Source organism: Streptomyces pseudogriseolus (genome assembly GCA_002154585.1).
Classification (GTDB): Bacteria; Actinomycetota; Actinomycetes; order Streptomycetales; family Streptomycetaceae; genus Streptomyces; species Streptomyces pseudogriseolus.
Genome location: MUNG01000705.1, coordinates 1 through 678, shown reverse-complemented (window position 1 = coordinate 678; position 678 = coordinate 1). Strand labels below are relative to the sequence as shown.

Below are 678 nucleotides of genomic sequence, written 5' to 3'. Positions count from 1 at the left end.
GGCGTGGCGGGGTACGGGGGCAGGACGGCGGTCACCGGGCGGGGCTCCTTGCGGGGGTCGGCCCGGCCGATCGTAGGCCGGGCCGGGCCCGTGTCCGGCGCCGGGGTGAGCACACCGCCCGGACCGATCAGACCGCGGCGGCGGCCTCCGGCGCGCGNNGGGCCGGGCCTCCCACGTGTCGGCCAGGACGTCGACCAGCATCATGCCGCGCCCGCCGACGCACTCCTCGCTCGGCTCGCGCGGCGTGGGCAGGGCGGCCGACCCGTCGTGCACGGAGATGTGCAGGCAGCGGGTGTCCCACGACATGACCAGCTGCGCGTCGGAGCGGGCGTGCACATGCGCGTTGGTGACCAGCTCCGACACCGTGAGCAGCACGGCGTGGACCGTCTCGGGCGCGGTCTCGTCCCACCCCAGGGAGGTGAGGTGCTCCTGCGCCCAGTCACGGGCGGCCTTCACCCCCTGGCCCATCGGCAGGGAGCGGGCCCAGCCCACGGTGCGGACCGACGATTCGTTCATGAAGTCCTTTCCGGTGATCGGCCCCCGGTCCGCACGCTCACGCGCGGGACCGTCAGGCCCGGGGTCGGCTCAGCGCCGGCCGCCGCGCAGCCGTCCCAGCAGCCGCTGGGCCTGCGCGCGCCGCCGGGGGTCGGCAGCGGCCCGCCGCACCTGCTCGGCCGT

1 pseudogene is annotated in these 678 nt (G+C 77.2%); it reads right to left on the bottom strand.

The window, feature by feature from the left end:
* Positions 1-159: 159 nt before the first annotated feature.
* Positions 160-516 (bottom strand): annotated as a pseudogene (locus CCN29_RS34215) (ATP-binding protein); the annotation flags it as partial.
* Positions 517-678 lie beyond the last annotated feature (162 nt).